Origin of the sequence: Halosimplex aquaticum, from assembly GCF_028747785.1 — an archaeon.
Taxonomy (GTDB): domain Archaea; phylum Halobacteriota; class Halobacteria; order Halobacteriales; family Haloarculaceae; genus Halosimplex; species Halosimplex aquaticum.
On the sequence record NZ_CP118158.1, the window covers coordinates 3033143 to 3059148 of the forward strand.

The 26006-nt window shown below is 70.6% G+C and carries 25 protein-coding genes; 15 read left to right on the forward strand and 10 right to left on the reverse strand.

The genetic code is table 11. The features are described from left to right. Positions 1-4: 4 nt before the first annotated feature. The 3 genes from PSC72_RS15210 to PSC72_RS15220 all read left to right on the forward strand — a co-directional run bounded on the left by PSC72_RS15210 (position 5) and on the right by PSC72_RS15220 (position 2537). Positions 5-412 carry a universal stress protein gene (locus tag PSC72_RS15210; RefSeq protein ID WP_274322269.1) on the forward strand — a complete coding sequence of 136 codons (408 nt, stop codon included), beginning with the start codon at positions 5-7 and terminating at the stop codon, positions 410-412. Between the two features lie 44 nt (positions 413-456). Then, positions 457-1326, forward strand: coding sequence for an NAD-dependent epimerase/dehydratase family protein (locus PSC72_RS15215; protein ID WP_274322270.1), 870 nt, complete (start codon positions 457-459; stop codon positions 1324-1326). A gap of 113 nt (positions 1327-1439) precedes the next feature. Continuing rightward, entirely contained in the window at positions 1440-2537 is a 1098-nt protein-coding gene (locus PSC72_RS15220; RefSeq protein ID WP_274322271.1) for a glycerophosphodiester phosphodiesterase, read from the forward strand. 32 nt (positions 2538-2569) lie between these two features. Here the strand turns inward: PSC72_RS15220 and PSC72_RS15225 are convergent, their stop codons facing one another. After that, positions 2570-2818, reverse strand: coding sequence for a hypothetical protein (locus PSC72_RS15225; protein WP_274322272.1), 249 nt, complete (start codon positions 2816-2818; stop codon positions 2570-2572). A 112-nt stretch (positions 2819-2930) separates the two neighbouring features. Here PSC72_RS15225 and PSC72_RS15230 point away from each other — a divergent pair, with 112 nt between their 5' ends. Continuing rightward, on the forward strand, positions 2931-3377 hold the full coding sequence (locus PSC72_RS15230) for a GNAT family N-acetyltransferase (RefSeq protein ID WP_274322273.1): 447 nt from the start codon (positions 2931-2933) through the stop codon (positions 3375-3377). Here PSC72_RS15230 and PSC72_RS15235 read toward each other — a convergent pair. Beyond that, positions 3372-3569, reverse strand: a complete 198-nt coding sequence (locus PSC72_RS15235) for a hypothetical protein (protein ID WP_274322274.1) — start codon at positions 3567-3569, stop codon at positions 3372-3374. The two genes, PSC72_RS15230 and PSC72_RS15235, sit on opposite strands and share 6 nt — an antisense overlap. Before the next feature lie 132 nt (positions 3570-3701). Between PSC72_RS15235 and PSC72_RS15240 the strand changes: the two genes are divergently transcribed. The 4 genes from PSC72_RS15240 (at position 3702) to PSC72_RS15255 (ending at position 8286) form a co-directional block, all read left to right on the forward strand. Next, positions 3702-4253: an HIT family protein gene (locus PSC72_RS15240; RefSeq protein WP_274322275.1), complete on the forward strand. Its 552-nt coding sequence runs from the start codon at positions 3702-3704 to the stop codon at positions 4251-4253. Between the two features lie 54 nt (positions 4254-4307). Next, entirely contained in the window at positions 4308-5240 is a 933-nt protein-coding gene (locus PSC72_RS15245; RefSeq protein WP_274322276.1) for a cation diffusion facilitator family transporter, read from the forward strand. A 65-nt stretch (positions 5241-5305) separates the two neighbouring features. Continuing rightward, the gene (locus tag PSC72_RS15250) at positions 5306-6709 is read left to right on the forward strand and encodes a carotenoid oxygenase family protein (protein WP_274322277.1); all 1404 of its coding nucleotides are present in this window, start codon (positions 5306-5308) and stop codon (positions 6707-6709) included. A 143-nt stretch (positions 6710-6852) separates the two neighbouring features. Beyond that, a complete protein-coding gene (locus PSC72_RS15255; protein WP_274322278.1) occupies positions 6853-8286 on the forward strand; it encodes a dihydrolipoyl dehydrogenase family protein in 1434 nt (477 codons plus the stop codon). Positions 8287-8297: 11 nt separating this feature from the next. Here the strand turns inward: PSC72_RS15255 and PSC72_RS15260 are convergent, their stop codons facing one another. The 4 genes from PSC72_RS15260 to deoC form a co-directional block, all read right to left on the reverse strand. Then, positions 8298-9089, reverse strand: a complete 792-nt coding sequence (locus PSC72_RS15260) for an alpha/beta hydrolase (RefSeq protein ID WP_274322279.1) — start codon at positions 9087-9089, stop codon at positions 8298-8300. Positions 9090-9135: 46 nt separating this feature from the next. Further along, positions 9136-10395 carry a tRNA (N(6)-L-threonylcarbamoyladenosine(37)-C(2))-methylthiotransferase gene (locus PSC72_RS15265; RefSeq protein WP_274322280.1) on the reverse strand — a complete coding sequence of 420 codons (1260 nt, stop codon included), beginning with the start codon at positions 10393-10395 and terminating at the stop codon, positions 9136-9138. An 81-nt stretch (positions 10396-10476) separates the two neighbouring features. Further along, positions 10477-11676, reverse strand: a complete 1200-nt coding sequence (locus tag PSC72_RS15270; protein WP_274322281.1) for an MFS transporter — start codon at positions 11674-11676, stop codon at positions 10477-10479. Positions 11677-12184: 508 nt separating this feature from the next. Continuing rightward, a complete protein-coding gene (deoC, locus tag PSC72_RS15275; RefSeq protein ID WP_274322282.1) occupies positions 12185-12874 on the reverse strand; it encodes a deoxyribose-phosphate aldolase in 690 nt (229 codons plus the stop codon). 155 nt (positions 12875-13029) lie between these two features. Between deoC and PSC72_RS15280 the strand changes: the two genes are divergently transcribed. The 4 genes from PSC72_RS15280 to PSC72_RS15295 all read left to right on the forward strand — a co-directional run bounded on the left by PSC72_RS15280 (position 13030) and on the right by PSC72_RS15295 (position 16921). After that, the gene (locus PSC72_RS15280; RefSeq protein ID WP_274322283.1) at positions 13030-13872 is read left to right on the forward strand and encodes a DUF63 family protein; all 843 of its coding nucleotides are present in this window, start codon (positions 13030-13032) and stop codon (positions 13870-13872) included. Between the two features lie 364 nt (positions 13873-14236). Beyond that, positions 14237-14413, forward strand: a complete 177-nt coding sequence (locus PSC72_RS15285; RefSeq protein WP_274322284.1) for a hypothetical protein — start codon at positions 14237-14239, stop codon at positions 14411-14413. Between the two features lie 94 nt (positions 14414-14507). Beyond that, entirely contained in the window at positions 14508-15233 is a 726-nt protein-coding gene (locus PSC72_RS15290; protein WP_274322285.1) for a nucleoside phosphorylase, read from the forward strand. A 92-nt stretch (positions 15234-15325) separates the two neighbouring features. Continuing rightward, positions 15326-16921 (forward strand): HPP family protein, encoded by a 1596-nt coding sequence (locus tag PSC72_RS15295; protein WP_274322286.1) that lies wholly within the window; start codon positions 15326-15328, stop codon positions 16919-16921. Positions 16922-16960: 39 nt separating this feature from the next. Here the strand turns inward: PSC72_RS15295 and PSC72_RS15300 are convergent, their stop codons facing one another. Beyond that, positions 16961-18163: an NAD-binding protein gene (locus PSC72_RS15300; protein ID WP_274322287.1), complete on the reverse strand. Its 1203-nt coding sequence runs from the start codon at positions 18161-18163 to the stop codon at positions 16961-16963. Between the two features lie 167 nt (positions 18164-18330). Between PSC72_RS15300 and PSC72_RS15305 the strand changes: the two genes are divergently transcribed. From PSC72_RS15305 to PSC72_RS15315, 3 genes are all read left to right on the forward strand, one after another. Beyond that, positions 18331-19578, forward strand: coding sequence for a potassium channel family protein (locus PSC72_RS15305; protein ID WP_274322288.1), 1248 nt, complete (start codon positions 18331-18333; stop codon positions 19576-19578). Then, a complete protein-coding gene (locus PSC72_RS15310) occupies positions 19575-21533 on the forward strand; it encodes a TrkA C-terminal domain-containing protein (RefSeq protein WP_274322289.1) in 1959 nt (652 codons plus the stop codon). The genes PSC72_RS15305 and PSC72_RS15310 overlap by 4 nt, the downstream gene beginning before the upstream one ends. 90 nt (positions 21534-21623) lie before the next feature. Beyond that, complete coding sequence (locus tag PSC72_RS15315) at positions 21624-21902, forward strand: ubiquitin-like small modifier protein 1 (RefSeq protein ID WP_274322290.1); 279 nt, start codon at positions 21624-21626, stop codon at positions 21900-21902. Between the two features lie 31 nt (positions 21903-21933). Here PSC72_RS15315 and PSC72_RS15320 read toward each other — a convergent pair whose 3' ends face one another. The 3 genes from PSC72_RS15320 to alaS form a co-directional block, all read right to left on the reverse strand. Then, positions 21934-22188, reverse strand: coding sequence for a hypothetical protein (locus tag PSC72_RS15320; RefSeq protein WP_274322291.1), 255 nt, complete (start codon positions 22186-22188; stop codon positions 21934-21936). A gap of 60 nt (positions 22189-22248) precedes the next feature. Then, entirely contained in the window at positions 22249-22944 is a 696-nt protein-coding gene (locus PSC72_RS15325) for a hypothetical protein (protein WP_274322292.1), read from the reverse strand. A 142-nt stretch (positions 22945-23086) separates the two neighbouring features. Then, positions 23087-25864, reverse strand: coding sequence for an alanine--tRNA ligase (gene alaS, locus PSC72_RS15330; RefSeq protein WP_274322293.1), 2778 nt, complete (start codon positions 25862-25864; stop codon positions 23087-23089). Between the last annotated feature and the right edge of the window lie 142 nt (positions 25865-26006).

Below are 26006 nucleotides of genomic sequence, written 5' to 3' on the forward strand. Positions count from 1 at the left end.
CGCCATGGGAACGATCTTCGTCGCCTACGGCGCCGAGGGCCGGGAATCGGTACTCGAATTCGCGGTCGAACGCGCCACCGACGGCGGCCACGGGTTGTACGTCTACCACACGAAGGACATCGCCGACGAGGAGGCCGCGGCGGTCCGCACGGAGATCGAGTCCGTGCTGGAGCGAGTAGGCGCCGAGGTCCCCGTGGAGATCACCGTCGAGACGGGGAAAGGCGAGTCCGACCAGACGAACGTCTCGGCGCAGAAGCGACTGACCGACGCGATCGTCGACGCCGACCGGGAGTTCGTCTACGTCGTCATGGGGGACGTGGAACACTCCGCCGTCGAGAGCTTCGTCCTGCCGAGCATGACCGAGGCCGTCTTGGAGACGCGGGAAGTCCCCGTCCTGCTCGTCCCCGTCTGATCCGCTTTCTCCGGCTTTATGCCCACTGAACCCCACGTCGGGGTATGTCACGCGTACTCGTCACCGGCGGACTCGGAGCCTCGGGCCGCTGGATCGTCGACCGGCTCGCGAGCGACGGCCACGCCGTCACGTGCGTCGACCAGCGCTTCGCCGAGAGCGAGCGCGGAACCGTCGACGTCCGCGTCGCCGACCTCACCGACCGCGGCGACGTGTTCGATCTGGTCGGCGAGTTCGACCCCGACGCGGTCGTCCACTGGGGCGCCATCCCCGACCCGCTCGACCACCCCGGCGGCGAGGTCTTCGAGAACAACGTCGTCTCGACGTACAACGTCCTCGAAGCGGCGGGCCGCGCCGACGCCCGCGTCGTCTGGGCCTCCTCCGAGAGCGCGCTCGGGTTCCCCTTCGCCGCGGAGGCGGCCGCGCCCGACTACCTCCCCGTCGACGAGGACCACCCGCTCCGCCCGGAGGACCCCTACGGCGTCTCGAAGGAGGCCGGCGAGGCGCTCGCGCGGACGACCGCTCGCCGCCACGGCGTCCCCGTCGTCTCGATCCGGCCGTCGTGGATCCAGTACCCCGGCGAATACGTCTGTCTCGACAACGACCCGCCGGCAGAGGGCGTCGGGAACTTCTGGAGCTACGTCGACGTGCGGGACATCGCGTCCATCGCTGCGGCCGCGCTTTCGGCCGACGTGGACGGCCACGAGGCCGTCTTCGCCGTCGCCGACGAGAACTACGCTGACCGCCCGACCGCGGAGCTGTTCGAGGAGCGATTCGGCGAGGTCCCCGAACCCTGCGACCTCTCGGGCGACGACGCGGCCATCTCGAACGCGAAGGCCGCGGATCTGCTTGACTGGGAACCCGTTCACTCGTGGCGCGAGGCCGCCGACGAGGACGTGGACGAACCCGTGATCTGACCGACCGTTCGGCCCCTGGTTCCGTACGACTACGTCGTTTACCTACCAGCCTGTAGCCGTATTGATACCAATTATACACTGTCTTGAGACCTCCGTCGGACCGTTCACCTGCGATGTCCGATACCGAGGGGAACGACGGGAGTACAGATCATCCGGACACGACAGCGGCGGGTCTTCGGCGGCGAACGTTCGTGAGCGGCGTGGGCGCCTCGGCCGCGGGGCTGGCCGGCGTGGTCTCGGGCCGCGGCGCGCCCGGCACCGACGAGGGGGACGAACAGGAGGACGACGAACGGGGAGACGACGAGGGGGACGACAGCGACGGCGGTCGCGGCCGGAAGCAGAAGGGGGAGTTCCCGGATCTCATCGCCCACCGCGGGTTCGCGGGGATGTACCCCGAGAACACCGTCGGTGCGGTGGAACGGGCGGCCCGCGGGGGGAAGTCGCCGCGCTCTCGGTCCCGGGCGGCCGACAGCGTCGAGATCGACGTCATGCCGACCGGGGACGGCGACGTCGTCGTGTTCCACGACGACCGCCTCGCCGGCCGCGACGGGGGCGAACGGGGGCTCACCGACGCGGAGGGCCTGGTCTGGGAGACCGACACCGAGACCGTCACCGATGCGGAGGTGCTACAGAGCGGCGAGACCGTCCCGCTGCTGTCGGCCGTGCTCGACGCGATCCCGCGCCACGTCGGCGTGAACGTCGAACTCAAGAACCCCGGCTCGTCCGACCTCCGGTTCGCCGCGAACCTCTCGGGGTCGGACCTGGAGACCCAGTCCGAGATCTGGCGGCCGTTCGTGAACGACGTCCTCGACGTCGTCGACGACTACCACAACGACTTCCTGTTCTCGTCGTTCTACGAGGCCGCGCTGGCGACGACGCGCGAGGCATCCGAGTACCCCGTGGCGCCGCTGCTGTGGGACTCCGTCGAGGACGGACTGGCCATCGCCGAGGAGTACGACGCCGAGGCGATCCACCCGCCGTACAACATGGTCCAGGGGACGCCCTTCTACGCCGACGAGTACTACACGGAGGGCTCGGAGTGGGCCGACACCGACCTGCTCGCCGAAGCGCACGACGCCGGCCGCGACGTGAACGTCTACACCGTCGGCACCTGGTACCAGGCCGAGCGGCTGTCGGCCGCCGGCGTCGACGGCCTGATCGCCGACTACCCCGGCCTGCTGCGGTTCGGCGCGGAGCGCGGCGACCGGTAAGCACCGACGGTCGAGGGGTCCCGGCTCCGCTTTCAGTCCTCGTCGCTCTCCCCGGCAGGGTCGTGCGCGATGGCGAACAGGAAGCCCGAGAGGAACAGCAGTTCGTTGCCGAGGTACACCCCGAGGACCGGGTCGACGATGCCGACGACGGACTCGGGGAGCGCGACGCCGAGGACCGCGAGGACCAGCGCGCCCACGGCGGCGATCCCCGCGAAGACGCGCGTGACCGCACCGCAGACGTAGCCGACGACGAACACCAGGACGGCTTCGAGTAGCCCCATGTCCCGTTCGGACGCGCGCGGCGGCCAAAGCCGTTCCGCCGACGGCGGCGGGCCTGCGAGGCGCTCTCACGCCGCGGAAACCGTTTTCCGGCGACGCCCCGAGCGGGCGCACATGCCGACGCGCGTCCGCGAGGTGACGACCGACGAGGGGTGGGACGAGGCCGTCCCGATCATCCGCCAGTTGTGGAGCGACGCCGACGAGGAGTTCGTCCGCGGGTGGCGTGACGAGGAGGATTACCGGCTGTTCGGGCTGTACGAACGCGACGGCGATGCGACTGACGCCCCGGAACCGGGAACGCTCGTCGCGGTGGCGGGCGTCTCGATCCAGCGGGTGCTCCACCACGAGCGCCACCTCTGGGTCCACGACTTCGTCGTCGACGACCCTCGCCGCGGCGAGGGCTTCGGCCGCGAGTTGCTGGAGTGGCTCGGCGAGTGGGCCCGGGACCGCGACTGCGAGAACCTGGCGCTGGCGTGTCGCGACGGCAACGACGCCGGACGGGCGTTCTACGAGGCGGAGGGGCTGGAGGCGTGGGGACAGGTGATGGAGCGCGGGCTATAGGTCGACGCCGGGGGCTGCGTAGGCGATGTAGACGCCGATGGCGCCGCCGACGGCGTAGCCGAGGCTGCCAAGCGCCGCTCGCTCGGGGGAGTCGCCGGCGACGACGATGCCGAACGCCGTCACGGCGAGCACGCCGGCGACGAACGCCATCGCGGCCGCGCGGAGGGGGGTCGCGTGGAGGGCGGGTGCCATACCTTCGGCATCTCTCGCCCGGGTGGAAACCTTTTTCTCTCTCGTCTAGCGGCCGGCCGCCGGCGGGCGCCGACCGGCCTGTCGCCACCTGGCGCCCGCCGGGATTTAGTGCGTCCGCGCCACAGAGGGGGCATGGACCAGGTCTTCGCCCCGTGGCGCATCGAGTGGGTCGAGCGCGAGGGCGGCAACGACGACGTCGACGGCTGCGTCTTCTGCGCCTTCGCCGAGGGCGACCGTGATCGCGACCGCGACCGGTGGGTCGTCGCCCGCTCGGAGCGCTCGTTCGTCCTCATGAACAACTATCCCTACAGTCCCGGCCACGTCATGGTCATCCCGCACGCTCACACCGGCGACTACCGCGATCTCGACGACGAGGCCCTGCTCGACCACGCCCGCCTGAAACAGCGCACCTTCGACGCGCTCGACGACGGCCTCGGCCCCGACGCCTACAACGCCGGCCTCAACCTCGGCGGGGGCGCCGCCGGCGGTTCCATCGACGACCACCTCCACACCCACGTCGTCCCGCGCTGGGAGGGCGACACCAACTTCATGCCCGTCATCTCGGACACGCAGGTCATCGTCGAGGCGGTCGACGACTCCTACGACCGCCTGCGCGAGGCCTTCGCCGAACAGGACGGCGCAGAGGTGACCGGCGAGGACCGCGCCGTCGTCTTCTCGGAGTGAGTCTCCGTCCCGCAGGTCGACACGGCTTTGGCCCGGGACCGTCAACCTCCGACGATGACAGACGACCGGCCGCGGGTGCTCCGCAAGGTGGGCCTGCTCCTGCTGGCGGTCAACCTCGGCCTCGTCGCGCTCAAGGGCGCCGCGTGGCTCGCCACCGGCAGCCTCGCGGTCGAGTCCGAGGCGGTCAACAGCGCCGCCGACTCGGTCTACTCGCTGGTGACCGTCGCTGGCCTCTACCTGACGACGCGGCCGCCGGACTTCGAGCACCCCCACGGCCACGAGCGCATCGAGCCGTTCGTCGGCCTGTTCGTCGCGCTCGGCATCTTCGCCGCCGGCGGCACCGTCCTCTATCAGTCGGCGACGTCGCTCCTCTCCGGCGACGTGTCGGTCTCGCGGGGACCGACCGCGGTCGCGGTGCTCGCCGTCGCCGCCGTCGTGAAGTACGGGCTCTATCGCTACGTGCTGGCCGCGAGCGACCGGCACAACTCGCCGGCGCTGACCGCGACCGCGCTGGACAACCGCAACGACATCCTCACCGCGTCAGCCGCTATCGTCGGCGTCCTCGGCGCCGGCGCCGGCTACCCCATCCTCGACCCGCTGGCCGCGGTCGTCGTCGCGGTCGGTATCGTCTACACCGGGATCGAGGTCGTCCGCGACAACCTCGGCTACCTCCTCGGCCGCGCGCCGCCCGAGGAACTCCGCCGCGAGATCATCCGCCGGGCGCTCTCTCACCCGGAGGTAGAGGGCGCCCACGACGTGATCGCCCACTACGTCGGCCCCGAGATCGACGTCTCGCTCCACATCGAGGTCGAGGGCGACCGCACGCTGTTCGAGGCCCACGACATCGAGTCGGCCGTCGTCGAGTCGATCCGCGACCTCCCCGAGGTCGACGACGTGTTCGTCCACGTCGACCCGCGCGAACTCGACGAGTGGAAGGCCGACGAGCAGGTCGACCAGCTCGCCGGCGACCGCTGGCGGTCTCGATAGGAGTCGTCCGCGGGGCGACCCACCGCCAGTGACTCCCCTGTCGCAGCCCAACTGCGGACATGTCGATGGAGACCGGGTTCGAACTGGGGTTCGCCTCGCTCTCGAACGAGGTCGCCGACCGGTCGCTCGCGGTCGAGGGGTCGCTGCCGGACTGGCTCGCCGGCGCGCTGGTCCGCAACGGGCCCGCGACGTTCGAGGTGGGCGGCGACCGAGTCGAACACTGGTTCGACGGCCTGGCGATGCTCCACCGCTTCGCGTTCGGCGGGCGCGAGGACGCGGTCAGGTACACCAACCGCTCGCTCCGGTCCGACACGTACCGCGAAGCGATGCGGGACGGTGAGATCGACGGCCAGTTCGCGACCGGTGGCGGCGGCTATCTCCGGCGGATCCGCCGACTGCTGTTCGACGAGCCGACCGACAACTGCAACGTCCACGTCGCCCGCGTCGGCGACGCGCTCGTCGCGATGACCGAGGTTCCCCGCTACGTCGGCGTGAACCCGGAGACGCTGGACACGCTCGGCGAGTTCGCCTTCGCCGACGCGCTCACCGGACACCTCAGTTGCGCGCACGTCCTCCCCGACCCCCACCGCGGGGAGACGGTGGGCCTCCTGACCACGTTCGGTCGCCCCAGCGAGTACACACTCTACCGGCTCCCCGACGGCTCGCGCTCGCGCGAACGGATCGGCTCGGTCGCGACCGGCGACCCCGCGTACCTCCACAGCTTCGGGCTCACCGAGCGATTCGTCGTCCTCACGGAACACCCGTTCGTGACGACTCCCGCGTCGTTCCTGTTGCCCGGTCGGGACACCTTCGTCGACCACTACGACTGGAAGCCCGAGCACGGGACGAGATTCCACGTTCTCGACCGCGAGACGGGTGAACGGATCGCGACCGCGACGGCCGACCCGTGGTTCGTCTTCCACCACGCCAACGCCTTCGAGGCCGACGGCGAACTCGTGGTCGACCTCGTCGCCTACCCGAACGCCGACGTGGTCGACGGGCTCTACCTGTCCGAAGCCAGCGACTGGTTCGAGCACGGACGGGACGGTCACCTCCGGCGCTTTCGCGTCCAACTGGACGGACAGGCCGTCGGGAGCGAGACGCTGTACGAGGGCTGTGAACTCCCCCGGATCGCCCGCGGCGACCGCACCAGGGAGTACCGCTACGTCTACGCGCAGGGCGCGGCCGACCGGGACGGCAACCACGTCGCGAAAGTGGACGTGACGACCGGCGAGTCACGGCGCTGGGAAGAGCCGGGCGTCTTCGTCGAGGAACCGGTCTTCGTCCGCGCGCCCGACGCCGAGCGACCGAGCGACCGGGGAGTCGTGCTGGCGACGGCGCTGAACACCGACGAGGGGCGGACCGACCTGCTCGTCCTCGACGGCGAGACGCTGGACGAACGGGCGCGAGCGCCGCTCCCGCACGCGGTCCCGTTCGGCTTCCACGGTCGGTACTTCCCTGAGTGGTGACGGGGGCAGGCGCTCGCTCGCTCCGACGCGCCGCTCACGACCGGTTCGCTTCGACCGGATCGCCGAGTCGAAGACCCATCGGTGGCGGGTCGTCTTGCGCACAAGGGACAAACGCGCCCGTCACCTAACGTCTGTACGTTCACATGCCCGAGTTCGACCTCATCGTCCTCGGCGGTGGTACCGGGAACAGAGTCGCCGCAGCGGCCGCCGACGAGGGGACGGACGTGGCGCTCGTCGAGCGCGGTCGGCTCGGGGGCACCTGCCTCAACCGCGGGTGCAACCCCTCGAAGAAGCTCATCCACCGCGCGAACGTCGCCGAGACGGTGCGCGGTGCCGACGCGCTCGGCGTCGAGGCGTCGGTCGAGAGCGTCGACTTCGAGGGCATCGTCGACGACGTGCGCGCGACGATACGAGAGACGGCCGAGGCCAAGGCCGAACGAGCGCGGGGGCACGACAACATCGCCTTCTACCAGCGCGAGGGCCGATTCGTCGACGAGCGGACGGTCGAGGTCGACGCCGGCGGGGGAGCGGACAGCGGCGGCGGAGCGGACGACGGCGAGCGGCTCACCGCCGAGAGGGTCGTTCTGGCGGGCGGTTCCCGCCCGATGGTCCCCGACGCCATCGACGGCACCGCGGAGACGGAGTTTCTCACGAGCGACGAGGCGCTGTGGCTGTCCGAGTGCCCGGACCGCCTCGTGGTCGTCGGCGGCGGCTACATCGCCGCCGAGTTGAGCCACTTCTTCTCGCAGATGGGCGCCGACGTCGTGATCGTCGGCCACGCCGAACTCCTCGTCGACCGCGAGGACTCCGACGTCGCCGAGCGACTCACCGAGGTCTACCGGGAGAAACACGAACTCCACCTCGGCTACAGCGCGACAGAAATAGCGGAGAGCGACGGCGAGAAGCGCGTCACCGCGGAGGACGAGGACGGCGACGAGATCGAGGTCGCGGGCGACCGTCTCCTCTTGGCGACCGGGCGGCGACCGAACACCGACACCTGGAACGTCTCGGCGGCCGGGATCGAGACGACCGAGGAGGGCTTGGTCGAGACCGACGAGTACCTCCGCACGTCGGCCGACGGGGTCTACGCCATCGGCGACATCGCGGGGAACTACATGTTCAAACACTCCGGCGACAAAGAGGCCGAGTACGCCGTCGAGAACGCCGTTCGAGGGGCCGAGACGCCGGTCGAATACCCCGGGATGGCCCACGCCGTGTTCGGCTCTCCCCAGGTCGCCAGCCTCGGAAAGACAGAGGGCGAACTCGAGGAGGACGAGGACTTCGCCGACGACGAGTACGAGGTCGGGACCTTCGCGTACGACGACACCGCGCTCGGTTCGGCGCTGGACGACGAGGGCGGGTTCGCGAAGGTCCTCGTCGGCGCGGACGGCGAGGTGCTGGGCTGTCACGTCGTCGGCCCCGAGGCCTCGACGCTGATCCACGAGGTGAGCACCGCGGTCGCGGCCGGCGCCGACGCGGCGACGGTCGCCGAGACGATCCACGTCCACCCCGCACTCTCGGAGGTCGTCCAGGGCGCCTTCCGCGAGGTGTGCGACGTGGCGCCGTCGCGGATCTAAGCCGGTCTCGCTCAGAGGCGGCGGTCGAGGAAGTCCGCGACCGTCTCGATGCCCCGGTCCTGCCAGTCCTCGGGTTCGACGACGATGCCGTGGCCGCCTCCGGGGAGGATTCCGAGTTCGACCGGTCGCCCCGCTTCGGCGAGCGCCTGCGCGTACTCGCGGGCGCCGTCGGCGGGCAGGAGGTCGTCGTCGTCGCCGTGCAGGACGAGCGTCGGCGGCGTCGCGCTGTCGACGTGAGCTGCCGGCGACACGCGCTCGTAGCGCTCGGGCACCTCGTCGGGGCCGCCGCCGAGGAACTGCCGTTCGAGGTCGTTGGCCGCCTCCGGGGTGCGGTCGCGCATGTCGTAGGCCCCGCTGATGGGCGCGCTCGCCGCCACTTTCGAGGAGACGGTCGCGTCTTCGGGGTCGAAGTCGCCGTCGGCGGCGGCGACCAGCGCCGCGAGGTGGCCCCCGGCGGAGTGGCCCGTCGTCGCGACCCGGTCGGGGTCGATCCCGTACTCGTCGGCGTGCTCCTTCGCGAAGCGGACCGCCGCGGCGCCGTCCTCGACCGGCGTCGGGAACGTCGCCTCGCCGCTCAGGCGGTAGTTCGCGTCGAAGCAGACGTAGCCGCGCTCGGCCAGCCCGCGTTCGAGCGCTTCGAGCTGTCCCTTCTCGCCCTCGATCCAGCCGCCGCCGTGGTAGACGACGACGGCCGGGCGGTCCGTCCCGCCGTCGTCGGGCCGGTACACGTCGAGTTCCAGCGGCGACTCTCGCTCTGGCGGACGGTGAAAGACGACGTCCCGGTCGACAGTCACGTCGGTCATAGCCGGTGGTCGCCCGGTGTCGGAAAACGGCTTTCGGTCGCGGCAGTCAGGCCAGTTCGCCGAGCGCGTAGACGGTGTTGTGACCCGTGATTTCCACGTCCACCGTCTCGCCGACCTCGACGCCCTGCGTCTGCGCGCCGGGGATCGCGACCTGGCGGTAGGCGCGGTCGTAGCCCACCAGCGAGTCGTCGGTGCCGTCCTCGGTCACCAGCACGGAGCGGGTGTCGCCGACCATCGACCCGTACACCTCGTCCATGACCTCCATCTTCAGGTCGGTCATCGCCGAGGAGCGCTCCTTCTTGACGGTGCCGCCGAGGCCCTTCATGTCGGCCGCGTCGGTGCCCGGCCGCTTCGAGAACCGGGTCACGTTGATCTTCTCGGGGCGCGTCTCCCGGAGCAGCGCCATCGTCTGCTGGAAGTCGTGGTCGGTCTCCGTCGGGAAGCCGACGATGAAGTCCGTCGAGAGGGTCCACTCGTCGAGGTACTCGTCGAACGTCTCGACGACTTCGACGTACTCGCCGACCTCGTGCTGGCGGCGCATGTCCGCGAGCACGTCGTCGCTGCCGGACTGGACCGGCGCGTGCAGGAAGTTGTAGATCTCCTCGTTGGCGGCGAAGACCCCCGCGAGCTCCTCGCGGACGCCGTGGACGCCCTTCGGGTTGGCCATCCCGACGCGGACGCGGAACTCGCCGTCGATGTCGCAGATGCGGTCGAGCAGTTCGGGCAGGAGGCTCTCGCCCCGGTTGCGGTCCCAGCCGTAGACGCCGGTGTCCTGGCCGGTGATGCGGATCTCCCTGGCGCCGGCGTGGACCAGCGCGCGGGCCTTCTCGACGTTCTCCTCGACGGAGGGGGAGTCGATCCGGCCGGTCGCCCGCTTGGTGATGCAGTACGAGCAGTCGCTCATGCACCCGCGGGCGATGGGGAGGATGCCGACGACGCCGTCCAGCACCGGTTCGGTGTCGGGCGTCGTCGTCGGGCACTCGCCGTTGCGGACGTACTCGGGCACCTCGTCCCAGTGGAGGATCTCGGCGTCGACGTCGGCCGACTCGAACTCCTCGCCCTGCGCGAGGGCCATACAGCCGGTCACGACGAGGTCCGCGGGCGTCTCGGCGTCGAGTTCCTCGGCCCGCCGGAGCATGTTTCGCTCCGTCTTCTCGACCACGGTGCAGGTGTTGAGGATCGCCACGTCGGCCTCCTCGGGGCCGTCGGCGGGGTGGTGGCCGCCGTCCCGGAGCGCCCGCTCGATCTGGCGGCTCTCGCCCCGGTTGGCCGTGCAACCGTAGGTCTCGATGTGATAGCGGGCCATCTCGTTAGTTCTCTCTTGGCGCTCGCGGCCAAAAGCGCGACGGATCGGCGCCGCTGGGTCGGCGCCGCAGGTCGCAGTCGCTCAGTCGGCGCCGACCTCGGACCCGGTCCGCAGTCCCACGGGCGAACCCCCGCGGTGGACGACCAGCGTCACCGCGAGCAGGCCGACCCCGAGCGCCGCCATCGCGACCAGCGGCGACAGGGCGTCCGCGAGGACGCCCCCGGCGACCGAGAACGGGAGCTTGATCAGCGAGTACGCCATCGAGACGCCGCTGAGGACGGTCGCCCGGCCGGCCGTGGCGACGCGGTCGTTGACGTACCCCTTCGAGAGCGGCCGCGTCACCGCCCGCATGGCGCGGATCGCCACGAACCCCGGGATCGCCACGAGCGGGACGACCCACGCGCCGACGAACAGCGTTCCCAGCAGTGCGGGGGTGAGCAGGAACCAGCCGTCGAGGCCAACGCGCTCGCGGATCCACTCCGCGCGGGCGCTGGCCAGCGCCGCCAGCAGCGTGAACCCCGCGTAGAGCCAGCCCAGCGACGCGACGGGGACGCCGAGATCGACGCTCACCGGCTGGGTGAACCGCGAGACGGCCTGCGCGACGCCGAGCAGGACGCCGACCCACAGGACGAACCGCCGCAGGTCCGACCCGAGGATCCGCTCGCGCAACAGCGGCAGGACTTCGAGCGGGCCGACCCGGTCGTCGGCGTCGACCGCGATCGACGGGAAGGTCACGAGGACGAGCGTCCCCGCCGCCCAGAGCGCGCCCGTCGCGTAGAACGGCCACCGGAGGCTCACGTCGCCCACGTACCCGCCGGCGATTGCCGCTACAGCCCCGACCGCGAGCGTCACCGACTCCCCCCGGCCGCGGACGTGCTCGAACGTCTCGTCGCCGATGCGCCGTTCCAGCAGTTCGTACAGCCAGGCGTCGGTGCTGCCGGACTGCAGCGTCGTGCCGACCGCCCACAGCAGGTAGACCGCCGCCAGCACCCAGAACGTGCTCGACAGCCCCATCGCGACGACGGCGACCGACCGCAGGGCGTTCCCGAGGACGAGGCTGTTGCGCCAGCCGATCCGGTCGCCGACGAAGCCCGTCGGGATCTCCCCCGCGGTCAGGCCGAGCCACCAGATGGCGTCGAGGACCATGATCTCCGTGTACGAGAGGCCCTGCGCCCGGAGGAAGACGACCCAGATCGGCAGCGCCAGCCCCATCGTGTTCGTCGCCATGTACAGGTAGTACTTGGCGACCGGCCGCGCCGGCAGGCGTTCGCGCACCGACATTCTCTGTCGACTGTCTCGGCGCACGCCACGTAACTGTTCTCTGAAGCCGATTATTGTAGATCCGGCGTCACGTCAATTTCGGACCCGACTCTTTCTCAGTGGCGCGCGCTGTCGCGGGTTTCATCCCGCGACAGCATCGTGCGAGGTCTTCGTGAGCGAAGCGAACGAGGGCTCGGAAGACGAGCGGAGCGAGTCTTCCGGTGGATGAGAAGCGCACCGAGCGGAGCCTGCGGAGCGAGGGAGCATCGCAGTCGGTTGGGGAGGCGGGTGGCGCGGTAGTGTGCGGTCGCTGTGCTGCTGTTCCTGGTGGACTGAAAGGGCGAGATCAGGTCGCGCCAGCGGGGAGTCGCTGGTCGGGCCCTATCCGAGCGAGCGAAGCGAGTGAGGATATCCCGACCAGCGACCGCGAGCGGGTCGAGGGCTTTCGTCGCCTGTTGGCGTCCGCAACGGTCGTCCTCCCAGAACACACACAGAACTCGCCGTCGTCAGAACCGACTCGAAACTTCGCTCAGTCGTCCCAGCCGCTCACGTCCTCGCGAGTCGCCGTCTCGTGCTGGTCCAGATACTCGCGGGCGATGACGTCGCCGCTCGAAGCGCCGATCCGCTCCGCACCCGCGTCCAGCATCGCCTCCATCGCTTCCCACGAACCGATGCCGCCGGAGGCCTTCACAGGCAAGTACTCGGCCAGCAGTTCCACGTCGGGGACGGTCGCGCCGCCGTCGGAGAACCCGGTCGCGGTCTTCAGGTAATCGGCGTCGGCTTCGAGCGCGCACTCCGCGGCGCGGCGCTTCTCGGCCTCGTCGGCCAGCAGCGGGGTCTCGACGATGACCTTGACCGGGATCGGGACGGCGGCGACCACCTCCTCGATCTCCTCGGTGACGGCGTCGTCCTCGCCGGCCTTGAGTCGGCCGACGTTGATCACCACGTCGAGTTCGTCGGCGCCCTCGTCCCAGGCGTCGGTGGCCTCGGCGCACTTGGTCGCGGTGGTGTGCTGGCCGTGGGGGAAGCCGACGACCGTCGACAGCGGGACCGTCGGGGCGTAGCCGTCGGCGAGTTCGAGGTAGCAGGGCGGGATGCACGCCCGTAGCCCGTACTCGATGGCGGCGTCGAGCACCGCTATCACGTCGTCCGGCGTCGTCTCCGGCCCGAGGACCGTGTGTTCGATACGGCCCGTCACCTCCGCCGCGTCCGTGTTCATGGCTCACCCGTCTCACCCCCGCCTAAAAGCCCGTTCGGATCCGTCGGGGTGTCTCGGACCGACGGTCCCCGCCGCGGCCGGTCCCCGAGTCGCGCCGGCGATAGCGCGCCGTATCGACCGGAACCCTTTCGGCGGTCCGCGCACCGCCACAGGGTATGCAGTTCCTCCCGAGCGGGCTGGCGATCCCACCGCTGCCGTACGTGATCGTCCTGGTCGTGTTGACGGCGGCGTCTCTCGCCGCGCTGTACCTGCTCGATCCGCCGGTCACGACGAGACAGGTGATCGCCTTCGCGCCGTGGATGGTCGCCGGCGGCGCCTTCCACGCGCTCTACCAGGCGGAGTTGATCCCGGCGGTCGCCGAGCCCTTCTTCGCCGCGCCGGCGGTGTACGTGACGACGTTCCTCCTCGCCGCGGCGGTGTGGCTGCCGTCGGTCATCCAGGCGCGGACGGTCGACGACGTCGGCCGTATCGCCCGCAACCTCGGCGTCGCCGGCGGGCTGCTCGTCATCGGGCTGACCGTGTTCAGCTACACCTACGCCGCCGGCCGCATTCAGGCGAACGTCGCCCTGGTCTGGCTGCCGCTGGGGTTCCTCGGTGCCGCCCTGATCACGGCGCCGTGTTACTACCTGCTCGCGATCGGGTGGTCGGGAGCGGTCGACCGCGCGGGCTGGGGCGGTCCGCTGGTCGTCTTCGCCCACGCGCTCGACGGGCTCTCGACGGCCATCGGCGTCGACGTGATCGGCACCGGCGAGCGCTCGCCCATCCCCCGGCAGATCATGGACTTCGCCGAGACGCTGCCGACCTACCCCTACCTCGGCAAGGGCTGGCTGTTCGCGGTCGTCAAACTCGTCATGGCGATGGTGATCGTCGTCCTCCTCGCAGACATCGTCGACGAGAACCCGACGCAGGGGAACGTCCTGCTGGCGTTCGTCGCCGCCGTCGGCATGGGTCCCGCCGCGAACAACCTCTTCCTGTTCCTGCTCGGCCCCGCGATCTGAGCCCCCGCCGCTCGCACCGCACCGGGATCGAACCCCCTCCTTTCCCGTGGAACCGCTCCCCCGTCTAGCGGTTTCGAACGCGCCGCTCGCTGGTGAAACGCTCCCCCGTTCGGAGATAGAGTGGTACGTACCGCTCCGTAGCACCCGGGAGCGCTCGGTTCCGTGCAGGCCCGGCGTGTCACGTCGCGGCCGGACGCTCCCGGACAACCCCGTCCTTTCGGCTGGAACCGGCGCACAGTCGTGCGACTTCGTCTGCCGAAATCGCTACCGAAACGCTCCCGCGTTCGGATACCGAGCGGAGGGGAGGCGTCGGGAGCGCTCGGGAGACACAGGGACTACCAGCTCCTCGGAGGTAGACACGAACATGGAGTGGACGGAACGCCCGCTCGTCGTCGCCGGGCTCGCCGCGGCGGCGTTGCTCGTCCTCCTCGGCGGGTTCGTCTACTGGTATCGCCCGACGCCGCTGGAGGCGCTCGCGGTGTTCGCCGTGTTCGGGGTGGTGTTCGTCGTCGAGACCATCGTGGACGACGCGAAGTTCTGACCGCGGGCGCCCGACCGCCGGGAGCGTCGCGCTCGAACGGGAGCGGGCCGCCCGAACGGATATCGTTTTCCCGCCGCCGGACGCAGGGGCCGGTATGGCGAAACAGCCGCATCTGCTGGTCGAACCGGGCGACGTCAACGACATCGCGCTGATCCCGGGCGACCCCGGGCGCGTCGAGCGCATCGCCGGCCACTGCGAGGACGTCGAGCGGGTCGCCGAGAACCGCGAGTACGCGCTCGTCAACGCGACCTACGAGGGGCGCGACCTGACGATCTGTTCGACGGGGATCGGGTGCCCGTCGGCGACCATCGCGGTCGAGGAACTCGCGAACGTCGGCGTCGAGACGTTCGTCCGCGTCGGGACGACTGGCGCGCTCCAGTCCGACATCGAGATCGGCGACATGGTCGTCGCGACCGGCGCCGCGAAGAACGAGGGGACCACGAAGCGCTACGAGGACGTCGAGTACCCCGCCGTCGCCGACTACGAGACGCTCTCTGCGCTCGTCGACAGCGCGGAGTCCAGGGACGAGGACGTCCACGTCGGCCCGATCGCGACGGACGACGCGTTCTACGCCGAGACCGACGAGTACGTCGACGACTGGGAGCGAGCGGGCCTGCTCGCCGTCGAGATGGAGGCGGCCGCCGTGTTCACGCTCGCTCGGCGGAAGGGCCTCCGCGCCGGCGCTATCTGCACCGTCGACGGCAACCTCGTCGAGGGCACCCAGAAGGGCGAGACCGAGGACGACGAACTCCCCGAGAAGGCGAAGAACAACGTCGAGCGGGCGATCGGCATCTCGCTCGACGCGGCGACGCGGCTCTGAACGGGAGCGCGAGGACCGCCGCCCGCCGTTCCGGACTGACTCCGCGGCCGCCCGGGAACGCCCTTTAGTGGCGCGGCCGGGTAGTAGCCACCGTGCGCGGACCGCTCGGCGACCGGGTGCTCGCGGCGCTGGCCAGGCTCCGCCGGCTCGAACGCCGGGAGCTGCGCGCGTTCCGCCGGTGGGTCGAGCGGACGAGCAACCTCGTCCACCTCTCGGCGCTCGCGTTCGTCCCGCTGCTCATCGCGGTCGTGACGGCGCTGCTCAACAGCTTCTCGTCGCTCACGTTCCTGCTCTTCCCGCCGCTGGCCTCGGGGACGTACACGCTCTTCGCCGACCCCGAGGGACGGTACGCCTCGCCGACGCGGTTCGTCACGGGGCTCACCGTCGGGGCGCTCTGCGGCTGGGCGGCGCTCGCCCTCGCGTCGGTCGCGGGCCTGACCGGCGGCCCGGGGAACCTGAACGTCGGCGCCTTCGAGGCCGCCGTCGCGGTGTTCCTCGCGGGCTCGGCCACGTGGGCGCTCGACGTCGAGGAGCCGTCGGCGTACTCGACGGCCCTGCTCGGACTGCTGGTCCGGCCCGGGAACGAGCCGGTGTTCGCGCTGAGCGTCCTGCTCGCGAGCAGCGTCGTCGCGCTCGTGTTCGTCGTCTGGCGCAAGCAGTTCTACGAGCGGCGCGCGCGGTTCCTCTACGAGTCGACGGGGAGCGACGACCGCGTCCTCGTTCCGATGCGCGGCGAGAACCCCGACGCGACCGCGATGCTCGGCGCCCGCCTCGCCGCCGCCCACGACGCCGGGAAGGTCGTCCTCCTCGACGTGGTCGACGACGAGGCCGTCGCCAGCGCCGAACGCGACCTCATCGACGACCGCCGTCGGGTCGACCGGCGCGCCACCGCGGACGGCGGCGCGACCGCGAGCGGCGCAGTCGGCGAGTCGAGCGGCGGTACAGCCGGCGGCAGTGCGGACGGAGGCGGTGCGGACGGCGATGATGCGGACGGCGGTGGTGCGGGCGGCGACGCGGACGCCTCCTCGGCGGACGACGGCGACGATCTGGCGGCCGAACGCGCGGTCGCCGAGGCGGCGACCCACCTCGAAGCGCGGGCGGACGACATCGAGGCGCGGGTGGGCGTCCCCTGCCAGGTGGTCGTCGCCGTCGGCGGGCGTTCGCCCGCCGCGACCGTCCTGAAGACGGCCCACGAGGTCGACTGCGACCTCGTCGCGGCGGCCTACGAGCGGCGCCACGGCGCGCTCTCGCCGTACCTCTACGACCTCTTCGACGGCGACCTCGACGTGCTCGTCCACCGGTCGGCGGACGGGCGGACCCGCTGGGAGCGCGTCATGGTACCCGTCCGGCGAGCCAGCGACGTGGCCCACGGGATGGTCGACTTCGCGACCCGACTCGTCGGGCGGGGAGGCCACATCAGCGTCTGCTCGTGCGTCTCCGGCGATCGCGAGCGCCGACGCGCCGAAGACATGCTCGCCGACCTGGTCGAGGCGTTCGACGGGGGCTTCGAGACGCGAGTCGCGACGCAATCGATCGAGCGCTATCTCGCGGAGAACGCCGCCCAGTTCGATCTCGTGTTCATGGGCGCGAGCACCGACCGCAGCGCCGCCTCGCGGCTCGTCTCGCCGCCCACGTTCGAACGGATCGAGGACCTCGACGCCGACGTCGCCATCGTCGACCGGTCGTGAGCGAGGCGGCGACGGCCCGGATCGGTGCGAACGCGGGCGTCAGTCGTCGTCCGCGGTCTCGGCCTGCCCGTCCGCTTCGAGGAGGCGCTCGGCGAGCCCTTCCATGTCGGCGTCGCCGAGCGCGGACTCGACGAGGAGGTGGCCGCCGATGACGGCGGGGCTGATGACGGCGTCGGCGCCGGCGCGACGGAGCTTCTCGACGTTCTCGCGGTCGGTGGCGCCGGCGACGATGCGGGCGTCGGGGTGGAACTGCCGGGCGGTGAGGATGGCCAGCGCGTCCTGGGCGTCGTCGTTGGTCGCGGCGATGATGGCGCGGGCGTGTTCGATCCCGGCCTGTTTCTGGGGTTCCTCGTCGCTCGGGTCGCCGACGACGACGCGGAGGTCCCGCGTGCGCATGGTGGCCGCCAGATCGGCGTCGGGCGTGATGACGACGAAGTCGACGACGGCGGCGAGTTCTTCCAGCAGCGGTTCGGTCAGGTCGCCGTAGCCCAGGACGACCACGTGGTCCTCCAGGAGCTCGAGTTCTGAGTCGTTCATGGTGCCGAGTGCTTGCGAGAGGCGGGCCTCGATGGCGGGGCCGAGCAGCGACCCCAGCGCGACGGTGAAGCTGGCGACGCCGAGGACGACGACGGACATGCCGAACAGCTTCGCCTGCTGGCTCTGGGGAGTCACGTCGCCGTAGCCGACGGTGCTGGCGGTGACGATGGTGAAGTAGACGGCGTCGGTCAGCGTGTTCAGCCCGTTGAACTCGTCGCGGAGCTGGTAGGCGCCGGCCGTGCCGTAGACGAGCGTCCCCGTCAGCGCCGAGATCGCGGCCAGTTGCGTCGCCGAGAGGTCCGCGCTGCGGTCGAACCGCCGGTAGTTCGCGACGACGGTCGGCAGCGAGAGCAGCGACAGCACGATCAGCGGCAGCGAGTACCGGCTCGACTGGGCGAGCCCCTGGACGGCGGTGACCGGCAGGAGGACGACCGTCGAGACCCACGCGGCGCGCAACCGGCGGCGCATCCCCCACGCGCTCATCAGCATCAGGAAGCCGGTCAGCGCGCCCGTGAACCCGGCCGCTCGCTGGATCTCCTGGGGGATCTGGAAGTACGTCTCCAGCAGCGGGTTGACCGTCGTGGCGCTGATGTTCGCCACGCCGGTCCCGAACGAGAGGATGGCGACGACCGTGGGCAGCCAGATCGCTGCCCGCGTCCCGACGAACACCGTCAGCGGCTCGTCGATCGCCCGCCTCGGATCCATGTCCTCTCGGAGGTGGGCCAACGGGTAAAATCCTGCCGACCCTTCGCGATAGCTGTCGGCGAGGACACAGACGCTGGTCGGCGCCAGCGGGGTCGCTGGGGCTGCCGACCGCCGCGGGAACGGGTCGCGCCGGTACACGTTTAAGAGTGGATTCCGTGACACCGTGCATGGCTGCGTTTCCGGTCGAGATCCTGTTCGGCATCTATCTCGGCATCCTCACGGGGATCATCCCCGGGCTCGTCGCGTGGTCGCTGGGCTTCCTCTTCAAGTACTTCACCGGCGTCACCATCCCCGGGTTCGGTGTGGTCGTCCTCGCGGTCGCGCTCGCGGGCGTCAACGGCGGGCTGCTCGCGCTGGCCGACCCGACGATCACCCAGAACGCCAACGCCGTGACGATCACGACCGCGATCATGGTCGTCCTGATGATCTCGCTGTACGCACACAACCGCGGTGACACGATGGGCGCGACGTTCCCGAAGCGGCTCTCGCTGAAACAGCTCCGCGAGCGGACGCTCGCGGCCGACGTCCGCGGTGCGCTCGCCGGTCGCGACGAGGCGCGGATCCGCATCGTCGGCGAGGTCGCCGACATGGAGGGGTACCCGCCGCTCGCCGACGACCTCCGCGCGGAGATCCGCGACAGCGAGTGGACCTTCCCCGCGGATCTCCGTATCACCGAACTCGAAGCCCGCCTCGCGGAACGGCTCAAGACCGAGTACGACCTCGGCGACGCGGCGGTGACCGTCGACGAGCGCGGGCGGGCCTCGGTCGTCGCCGCGCCGCCGTTTTCGGGCCTCTCCAAGCGCGTCCCCGACGGCAAGCGCGCGGTGTCGGTGAACGCGCTGGTCCCGACGGGCGTCGCCCGCAACGACGAGGTGACGCTCATCACGCCCGACGCGCAGGTCCGCGGCACCGTCGTCAGCGCGAAGACGCGGAAGCCGACGACGGAATCGGTCCCCGAGCCGGCCTCGAAGGGCGCCGACGAGGACGACGACGCCGACGGGGAGGAGGAAGACGCCGCCCCGCAACCGGTGCGGGCGCCGACGACGACCGGCGGCGAGGGGCGCATCACGGTCGCCGTGACGCGGACCGACGCCGAGCCGCTCCTGAAGGCCGACCGGGCGCGCGTCGTCGTCGAGTCCCGCGGCGTCCGCCGCGAGTACGAACTCGTCTCGCTGCTGCGCCGGGCCGGCCGGCGCTTCCAGCGGGTGACCGTCGGGCCGGGCGGCCCGCTCGATGGAGCGACCGTCGGCACCGCGAACGTCCGCGAGACCTACGGCGTGGCCGTGATGGCCGTCCGGGGCGCGAGCGGCTGGGTCGTCGCTCCGCGGGGCTCGGCCACGATCTCGGCCGGCGACGAGGTCTTCGCGGTCGGGACGCGCGAGCAACTCGACGCGTTCCGGGAGGCGGTCGCGTGAGCGCGACGGTCGAACTGGCCTCCGGCCACGGCGTCGCGGCGCTGACCGCCGTCGCACAGAACCGGCCGCTGACCGAGCGCGCCCTCATCGGGGCGGCACAGATACTCGGGCTCTCGCTGATCGCCGCGGGCGTGGCAGCGGTCGTCGCGCTCCTGTACCGCTGGTACGTCCGCGAGCGCGTCCCCGGTGGCCTCCCGACCCTGTTCGGGCTCAGCGCGGTCGTCCCACTCCTCCGCACGCAGAAGGTGCTCCAGGAACTCATCACGCCGACCGGGAACGGCGACCCGATCGACGCGGCGACGGCGCTGTCCCACATCGTCACGGTCGCCGTCTGGTTGCTCGCCACCCGCATCGGCACCGGCATCGGCGACCGTATCGGGAGCGACCTCACCGTCGCCACCGGCGAGCGCGCCGTCGAGGCGGAGGTCGGCCGCCTCGTCCAGGCCGTCGGCCGCGTCATCACCGTCGAACTCCCCGAGGAGGTCGAGGACGTCGTCGGCTACGACCCGGTCCCCGACCAGACGAAGGACGACCTCGCCGGCAAGACGTTCGTCTTCCCGCGCCGGCTGACCGTCGAGGAGCTCCGCGACCGGCTGGTCACCCGCCTCAAGGCCGACTACGCCGTCGGCCACGTCGACATCGAACTCGCCGACGACGGGACCGTCGAGTTCCTCGCCGTCGGCTCCCGCGCGGCCGGCATCGGCCCGACGCTCCCCCCGGAGACCTCCGCTGTCGCCGTCCAGGCCGACCCCGCGTTCGCCGCGAGCGCGGGCGACCTCGTTCAGGTGTGGGGGACGGACCCCTTCGAGCGCGTGCTCACCGCGGAGGTCCGCGGGACGGTCGACGACGTGGTGACCCTCGCCGTCGACGCCGCGGACACGCGGAAGCTCGACGCCGAGACCCGCTACAAGCTCGTGACGATGCCAGTCGAGTCCCGTCCCGACCGCGAGTTCGCGTCGGTGCTCCGGGCGGCCGACGAGACGATGGCCGCCGTCACCGTCGCCGACGGCAGCCCGCTGGTCGGCCAACCCGTCGGCGCCATCGACGTGACCGTCGTCGCGATCCGCCCCAGAGAGGGGCCAGTGGAGCCGCTCCCCGCTCGCGACCGGATCCTGACGGCCGACGACGCGCTCTACCTCGTCGCCGCGCCGGAGGCCATCCGCAAGGTCGAACAGGCCGCGAGCTCCGCTGTCGGCGGTCCGACGGCGGATCCGACAGTTCCGACCGCGGGGAGCGGCGCGGAACTCGCCCCGGACGAACAGGTCGACGCGACGACGCCCGTCGCCGGCGAGTCACCGGACCGCGACGGGGCGACGCGAGCGGTCGACGACCGGGAATCCGCGCCCGACGGGTCCGCGGACCTGCCGGCCGATGGCGCGCCGGGTTCCGGGACGGCAACGGCCCCGGCGGAGTCCGCCGACGCCCCCTTCGAACCGGCAGACTCCACCGATGTCGGCGCCCCCTCCGAACCGAGCGAGTCCGCCGACGTCGACGACCTCTCGGACGCGGACGCGCCGGGTATTCGGACGCTCGAAGCCGACCAACCGGACGGTAACGGTGAACGCGCGGCGGCGGCGACAGACGACTCGGCTCCGGCGTCGGGGAGCGGAGACGACCCGTCCGACGGCGAGCCGACCCGCGAAGACCTGGACGACCTCGCGGGGGTCGACGTGGACGACCTGACCGGCACGGACGTCGCCGTCGACGCCGACGGAGAACCCGACGAACAGCCGAACGAATCCGCGGACGGAGCGGACGTCGACGACCCCGTGGACGAACCCACCGTTGACGAACCTGCCGTCGACGAATCCGCTGCCGACGATCCCACGGACGACGAGGAGTTCGGCGAGGCCGACGACGCGGACGGCGAGGAGTTCGACTCGGACGACAGCGGAGACGACGGCGGCTGGACCGTGGCCGTCGACGAGCGCCGCGACGCCGACGCGGACCGCTAGCGAACGTGTGCGGGTCGCTCGCCGGCCGACCGCGGACGGGCCCGCACCGAGTGCGGAACGCTCTTTGAGTCCCGGCGTCCAGCCTCCGATATGCACTGGCGGCTCTTTGCCACGCTCGCCGAGACGGCCGGGGACACCGAGGTCGCGGTGGACGTCGACGCCGGCGCGACCGTCGGCGACGCCTTCGACGCCCTGCTCGACGCCCACCCCGCGCTCGAAGACGAGGTGCTCGACGACGACGGCGACCTCTACGAGCACGTCCGACTGCTCCACGAGGGGCGCGACCCCTTCACCGAGGAAGACGGCTTCGAGACCGCGCTCGAAGCGGACGACGAACTCGCGCTGTTTCCACCCGTCAGCGGCGGATAGAATCCACTTCGTTTCCGTCCGCAGCGACCGATCAGTCGGTCGAACCGCTCTCCTGGCGGAGGTGAAGGAGTGCAAAACCGACGAATACGGACGCGAGGGCGGCCTGAAATCCCCAGTTCGCGACGAATTGGAGCGCCGGTGTCATCGACTCCAGTCCGGTCAGTCGCCCGACGTTTACCGGACCGCCGAACAACACGACGAGCAACCAGCCGGCGAACGCGACTTCCGCCAGGTCCCACCAGTGTCGCCAGTTACCGACCGCCTGGCGGAGTCGCGTCGGACTCACAGATAAGTGTTGCCGTTCCTACCATTTCAGCATACCGACGGCGAGTAGGGAGTGGACGAATCAGGCGTCCAGCATCTCCAGCACGCGCAGCACGAGCTGGAGGATGTGGATGAACACGCCCATGACGGCGATGTAGATGCCGATGGCGCTGCGCAGGTCGCCGTACTTGCTCTCGCGGACCGCCCAGATCTCGTAGGTCAGGTCGACGATGAACCCGATCAGGAAGAGCGCGCCCGCGACGAGCATCAGCATCGGGTTCACGAAGAAGCCGATAGCGCCGACGACGAAACCGCCCCCGAAGCACACCCAGGAATACATCTGCCAGCGCTCGAAGGAGTGGTCGGTCTTGAAGACGACGACGGCGACGACGGCCGTGATGATCCCGGTAACGACCGCGGTGATGCCGAGGGCGGTCACCTTCGTCGACGACGGGACTCGGACGAGGATCGCCGAACCGATCAGCGCGTAGCCGAACTGCGACAGCGCCACGCCGACGCCGGCCAGGCCCATACTGCCCTTCTCGATGCCCGTGTTCGCCAGCCAGTACCCGCCCCCGACGGTGACGGCGAACGTCGCGATGCCGATGAAGAAGTTCGAGAACAGCGCCGCGCCCAGCGGCGCGACCGGCGTCTCGCTCAACACCAGCATGAACACGATGTTCAGTGCAACCAGTCCCGCCCCGATCCCCGCGATCCGCGAGACGCTCCGCGAGGCCGTCGATTCGACCCCCGGCGCGTCGTATTCGATCCCGCTCATGTTCGATAGCTGATTGACGGCTCCGATACATGAACGTTGTCGTTCATAACAGGAGTGATATTAGAGGCGTGGCTGCCGGACGCGGTCACACGAGCAACAACAACGGGCCTCGTGGGGCGAAGAGAAGCGGTGCGCCGCGAACTCAGGCGTTCGCGACCTGCTGGAGCACGTCGGGGGCGTCGTCGAGGGCGTCGTCGAGGGCGTCGACGTCCGGGCCGCCGCCCTGGGCGAAGTCCGGCGGGCCGCCGCCGCCGCCGCCGACCTTGCTCGCCAGTTCGCTGACGACTTCGCCGGCGTTGACCGCGGAGCCGTCGGGGACGGCGACGACGAAGGTCGCGCCGTCGCTGCCCGAGCCGAGCACCGCGATCTTCCCCTCTTCGACGAGGGCGTTCGCGGTCGCGCGGAGTTCGTCCATGTCGGCGTCGAGGCGCTGGACGACGGCGGTCTCCTCGCCGACCGCGACTTCCTCGCCCTCGTCACCGCCGGCAGCGGCGCGGACCTCGGCGAGTTCCTCCTTGAGCTGTTCGATGGTCTTGCCGCGCTCCTTCCACTCCGTGAAGAAGCGCTCGGCGGTCTCGGGCACTTCGTCGGGGGCGACGTCGAGGATTTCGGCGGCCTCGTAGAGCGCGTCCTCGGTGTCCTGGGTGGCCTGGACGGCCGCGTCGCCGGCGGCGAACTCGATGCGGATGACGCCGTCCTGGACGCGCTCGGTGCCGAGCACCTTGATCGTCCCGATGTCGCCGGTGCGGGCGACGTGGGTGCCGCCGCAGGCCTGGACGTCCTCGGCGACGTGGATGAGGCGGATGTTCTCGCCGGCGGGGATCCCGCCCTGGTAGAGGTCGAAGCCGTGTTCGTCTTCGGCCTCGTGTCGGTCGGGCCACTCCTGTTTGACCTGCACGTTCGAGCGGACGATGTCGTTGGCGCGGTGTTCGATCTCCCGGACCTGCTCGCGGGAGACGGATTCGTAGTGGCTCACGTCGATGCGCGAGGACTCGGTGCCCTTCTGGGCGCCGGCCTGGCGGACGTGCTCGCCGAGCACCTGCCGGGCGGCGTGGACGACGATGTGCGTCGCGGTGTGGTGGGCCATCAGGCGGCGGCGCCGGGTGGCGTCGATCTGCCCGCGGACGAACTCGCCCTTGCCAGGGTCCTCATCGGCGGTGTGGAGGATGACGCCGTCGACGATCTGCACGTCGGAGACCTCGGCGGTCACGTCGTCGGTCGACAGCGTGCCGTGGTCCGGCGGCTGGCCACCGCCCTCGGGGTAGAACATCGTCTGGTCGAGCACGACGTCGTACCGGTCGTCGTCGCGCTCGAACACTTCGAGCACCACCGCTTCGAACTCCGTCCGCTGCTGGTTCTCGTAGTACAGGCGGTCGGTGTCGGGCAGTTCTTCGAGGCGGTCGGCGTAGGGCCGCTCCTCCTCGTCCTCGAAGGCCTGACCGCTGCCGTGGCGGTCGGCGACGAGCGCGTAGAAGTCGTCGGGCGTCTCCACGTCGACGCCCTTCTCGGCGGCGATCTCCTCGACCATGTCCGGCTGGATGCCGTGGGAGTCGTACAGCTCGATGAGTTCGCGGACGGGGATGGGCTCGCCCTGCTCGGCGTAGTCGTCGGCGAGCCGGCGGACGCGCCGGCCGCCCTGGTCGAGCGTCTCGCGGTACTTCTCGACCTCGGTGCGGACGATGTCGCGGATCGTATCGCGGTTCTCGTAGCCCAGCCGGTCGGCCTGCATGTCCACGAGTTCGTCCAGCGGCGCGTCGACGCCGACGTTGTCGACGAGGCGCTTGGTCCGGCGGAGGACCATCCGGGCGAGGTAGCCCGTGCCAACGTTCGACGGGACGATGTTGTCGCCGAGCATGTACGCGAGCGTCCGGCAGTGGTCGGCGATGGCGTAGATGTCCTCCAGCGGTTCCAGCAGGTCGACGAGTTCGCTGGTGGGGACGTCGAGCTTGTCGGCGATGTTGTCTCGGGCCGACTCCATGTCCTCGGCCTCGTCGATGTCCATGTGGCCGGCCAGGGTGGCGGCGCGGTGGACGATCTCGGCCTCGCGCTCGGAGTAGTCGAGCCCGGCGTTGTCCTTGAGGAAGTCGATCATGTCGGGGTAGACGGCCTCGTAGACCGTCGGGGTCCCCTGGGACATCCACGTCCAGCGCTCGATGCCGTAGCCGGTGTCGATGACCCGTCGGTCCATCCGGCTGTACGTGTTGCCGTCTTTCATCTCGAAGTCGCCGTCGGGGTCCTGCTCGAACTGCATGAACACGAGCGTCGCGAGTTCGAGCCCGCGGTAGATGACCTCGAAGGCGGGGCCGGCGTTGCCGCCGCCGACCCACGGGTCCTCGATGAGGGTGACGTCCTCGCGGGGCGCCCCCACCTCGGCGAGGAGATCCATGCAGTGCTCGACGCACTGGTCCTTCCAGTAGACCTCGCCCTCGTAGGCGTAGTCGGTGCCCTCGTCGGCGTTGAACGCGTGGTGGCCGCCCATCTCGAAGGCCATCGTGTGCCGGCCGGTCTTGCCGACGTTGTCGATGTCCTGCATCCGGATGCACGGCTGGGAGACGACCAGCGGGTTCGCCGGCGGCGGCGACTCGCCGCTGGTGACGTGCGGCTGGAAGTCGTAGATAGACGCCTGCGTCAGGAGGACGTCGTCGCGCCAGCGGTTGGCGGCGACGGGATAGGGGTCGATGCGCTCGTGACCCCGCTGCTCGAAAAAGGAGAGGAACTGCTCGCGCATCTCCTCCAGCGAGAGCTCCTCGTCGAAGCCGGGGTCGTCGATGAAGCCGTACTCTTCGCATGGCGGCTCCCCGCAGGTCGCCCGGTCCCCGTCGAGCGTCCAGAAGTGGGCCCCACACTCGGAACACTGCTTTCTGTGGAAGCCGTGTTCCTCGAAATAGTCGAGTCGATACTCCTGTTCGAGGTCGCTCATTCGTTGCACTAGCTTGGCCCAGCAGCGCGTAAAACAGTTCCGAAGGCACGGGACGCCGTCTCTCGCGACGCGTCGCGACGAGCGGGCGTGCGCCGCGAACAGGCCCCCAGTGGCGGCCTGTGGGATCCGGGTGTCCGCCCCG